Source organism: Roseateles sp., assembly GCF_031397715.1.
Classification (GTDB): Bacteria; Pseudomonadota; Gammaproteobacteria; order Burkholderiales; family Burkholderiaceae_C; genus Paucibacter_A.
This window is the reverse complement of record NZ_JANNMI010000302.1, coordinates 1-3,148: the sequence shown is the minus strand read 5'-3', so window position 1 is coordinate 3,148 and position 3,148 is coordinate 1. Positions and strand designations below refer to the sequence as shown.

Here is a 3,148-nt window from a genome sequence, read left to right as displayed (position 1 = left end):
GTTTTGTGCACCGGCGACATGGGCTTCGGCAGCCGCAAGACTTATGACATTGAGGTGTGGCAAGGTGCCGGCGGTGTCGATCATGTCATCCATGATCACGCAGTTGCGGCCGTCGATCTCGCCGATCACATGCATCACTTCGGACACATTGGCGGCCGGGCGGCGCTTGTCGATGATGGCCAGATCACAACCGAGCTGCTTGGCCAAGGCGCGTGCGCGCACTACGCCGCCAACGTCGGGGCTGACCACCACCAGGTTCGAATAGTTGCGGGCCTTCAGGTCCGACAACAAGACCGGCGAGGCGTAAATATTGTCGACCGGGATGTTGAAGAAGCCTTGGATCTGGTCGGCGTGCAAGTCCATCGTCAGCACGCGCTCGACGCCGACTTTCTCCAGCAGGTCGGCGACGACCTTGGCTGAAATTGGCACACGGGTCGAACGCGGGCGGCGATCTTGGCGGGCATAGCCGTAATACGGGATCACGGCGGTGATGCGGCGAGCGCTGGCGCGCTTCAAGGCATCGACCATGATCAGCAGTTCCATCAGATTCTCGTTCGTCGGCGCGCAGGTGGGCTGGATGACGAAAACGTCGCGAGCGCGCACGTTTTGCTGAATCTCGACGGTGACTTCGCCGTCGGAGAAGCGCCCAACCAGGGCTTTGCCGAGGTCGAGCCCGAGATGTGTTGCAATTTCTTGGGAGAGAACCGGGTTTGCGTTGCCGGTGAAGAGGACGGTATTGAGTAGCACAGGCCATCCTTTTTGAAAAGGACCCGTGGCCAGCCAGCGTGTCCGGGGAATTTCTTAAAGACTTAGCGCCTTAACGCAAAAACCTTAGTGCAAAAAACTTTGGCAGGGGAAGAAGGATTCGAACCTTCGCATGACGGAATCAAAATCCGTTGCCTTAACCAACTTGGCGACTCCCCTACACAGGACACAGCATAGCTGCTGCACCCTATAACTTTTCCGTACTTTTGCTGATAACCAATCGCGGAATTTACGCGGAACTTACTTTAACTAGCCAGCCCAACCTTGCAGTGGGTGCCTGTCTAAGCTGCGGCAAATTCTACCAGACCAATCAGCAGGTAAACCCTGCAATTTCGTCAAAAGCATCTGATTTAACAGATTTATTTCTTGCTGATTTGCTGGAGTAGCGACTCTAGCGAATACCGCGCTACCGGATCCCGTCATTCGACTATTGCCAAACTCAGATTCCAGTATCTGCAGTGCCTGAATAACTCCGGCGCAATTTACTTCGGCTGGTTTTTGTAGGTCGTTGCGACCAAACCCGCCTAGTATGTTTGCAATTCTTTTGTTATCCAGTCCAATCAATTCTTCGCCTTGTATTTCAGCAGAAGAATTGTTTGCAGGAAAGCCCGCTACTATAACGAGCTTTTTTGATCTTGCCAAGTGGGGGCTAGCAAATATTTCTTGCGTCGAGATGCTTTGGCTCGGTTTGAGGACCGCAAACGTCAGCGGCGGCAGCTCGATAGCATGAAGGATTTCGCCTATGCCTTCGACGAAGGCGTGGCTGCCACCAAGGAAAAACGGCACGTCGGCGCCCAGCCTCAGGCCCAGCGATAGAAGTTTGCTAAGCGGCCAATTCAGACCCCAGAGCCGGTTCAAGGCCAGCAGCGTTGAGGCCGCGTCGCTTGATCCTCCGCCCATGCCGGCGCCAGCCGGCAGGCGCTTCTCGACCTGGATGTCAACGCCCCAGGCGCAGCCGCTTTGCTGCTGAAGCAAGCGGGCCGCGCGCAGGCACAGATCGTCGGCCGGCAGGCTGTGGCCTTGGTCGTGACGCAGCAGCTGGCCGTCGGAGCGGCGCTCAAAATGCAGGGTGTCGGCCCAATCGATCAGCGTGAAGATCGATTGCAGCAGGTGGTAGCCGTCTGGCCTTTTGCCGACCACGTGCAAGAACAGATTCAGCTTGGCCGGGGCGGGGACGTCGTAGATCGCTTGCATTGCTCAGGGCGTGGGTTGGTTTTTTCAAGGCTCGACGCGGGCGCGCAGGGTGATTGCGGGTTCGGCTTTGCGGGTGGCGACGATCAAGCCTTCTTGCAAATTGGCCAAGTCAATCTGCCAGCCCAGTTGGCTAAAACCAAGACCATCGATCAAGGGGGCGCTTGGCACCTGTGGCCATGGGCGGCCGCGCAGCCAGTCAAACAGCGCCGCCACGGGGATCGCTTCGCCCAGCAACTCACGGGTCAATCCGTCCATGTCGGCGAAGCTGCGCTCGGCCTCGGGAGTCTGCAAGGTGGTGTCTTTGGGGCTCCAAGTGGCGCGCGCAACCAGGCTGCCCAGCGGCGTGCTGAGTTCCAGCGTGCCGGCGCGTGGGTTGCCGAGTAGCTCAAAGCCGGCATTGCCGCCCGAGGCGCGGCCGCTGCTGCCGGCCACCTGTACGCTGAGCCGGCCGCTCAGGCGCACATCGCCCTCGGCCAGCACATCGACGGGCTTGGGGGCAACCGTGGCGCAGCCGGCCAGCAAGAGGGCGGCGCTGCTGAGCAAGAGGGCGATCAATAGTTTGTTCATGGTTGGGCCTGCAGGCGCTTGATCGTTTCGAGCAAGGTTTCGTTCTTGGGGTCACGTGCCAGGCCTTCGTTCCAGATTTTCCGGGCCTGACCTTGGTGGCCGCTGACCCAAAGCACCTCGCCCAGATGTGCGGCGATCTCGGCGTCGGGTCTGGCCGCGTAGCTCTGGCCCAGCAGGCGCAAGGCCTCGGCGTGATTGCCCAAGCGGTATTCGACCCAGGCCATGCTGTCGAGAATGAAGGGGTCGGACGGCACAAAGCTGAGCGCTTTGGCGATCAGGGCCTTGGCCTCGTCCAGCCGCAAATTGCGCTCGGCGAGCGAATAGCCCAAGGCGTTATAGGCATGGTGATGATCGGGTTTGCTGGCGATCACGTTTCTCAGCAAGAGCTCCATTTCGTCCAAGCGGCCCAGCTTTTCGGCCATCATGGCCTGCTCGTACATCAGGTCTGGGTCATTGGGCAGGCGCTCGTTGGCCTGGGCCAGCACGGCATAGGCGGGCTCCCAAGCCTGCGCATCGCGCAAGAGCTGTGACTCCGCCAGCAGCTTGGCGCGCAACTCCTCCGGGCTGGCCTCGGGCAGTGCTTGCAAGAGTTTGCGAGCCTCGGTCAATTTCCCTTGGCGGG

Annotated in this window: 4 protein-coding genes and 1 tRNA gene; all 5 read right to left on the bottom strand. The window is 59.6% G+C overall.

Going from position 1 to position 3,148, the window contains the following annotated elements:
- On the bottom strand, positions 1 to 747 hold a 747-nt coding region (locus tag RMO57_RS13115), incomplete at its 3' end, for a ribose-phosphate pyrophosphokinase (protein WP_310387282.1).
- A 100-nt stretch (positions 748 to 847) separates the two neighbouring features.
- Positions 848 to 924 (bottom strand) — tRNA-Gln (locus RMO57_RS13110).
- A gap of 90 nt (positions 925 to 1,014) precedes the next feature.
- Complete coding sequence (gene ispE, locus RMO57_RS13105) at positions 1,015 to 1,959, bottom strand: 4-(cytidine 5'-diphospho)-2-C-methyl-D-erythritol kinase (protein WP_310387281.1); 945 nt, start codon at positions 1,957 to 1,959, stop codon at positions 1,015 to 1,017.
- Between the two features lie 24 nt (positions 1,960 to 1,983).
- The gene (locus RMO57_RS13100; RefSeq protein ID WP_310387280.1) at positions 1,984 to 2,526 is read right to left on the bottom strand and encodes an outer membrane lipoprotein LolB; all 543 of its coding nucleotides are present in this window, start codon (positions 2,524 to 2,526) and stop codon (positions 1,984 to 1,986) included.
- Positions 2,523 to 3,148, bottom strand: a 626-nt coding sequence (locus RMO57_RS13095) for a tetratricopeptide repeat protein (protein ID WP_310387278.1), incomplete at its 5' end; no start/stop codon positions are given. The genes RMO57_RS13095 and RMO57_RS13100, both read right to left, overlap by 4 nt.

Coding starts and splice junctions, on each gene's coding strand:
- RMO57_RS13100 (WP_310387280.1), bottom strand. CDS start 2,526: ATGAACAAACTATTGATCGCCCTCTTGCTCAGCAGCGCCGCCCTCTTG.
- ispE (WP_310387281.1), bottom strand. CDS start 1,959: ATGCAAGCGATCTACGACGTCCCCGCCCCGGCCAAGCTGAATCTGTTC.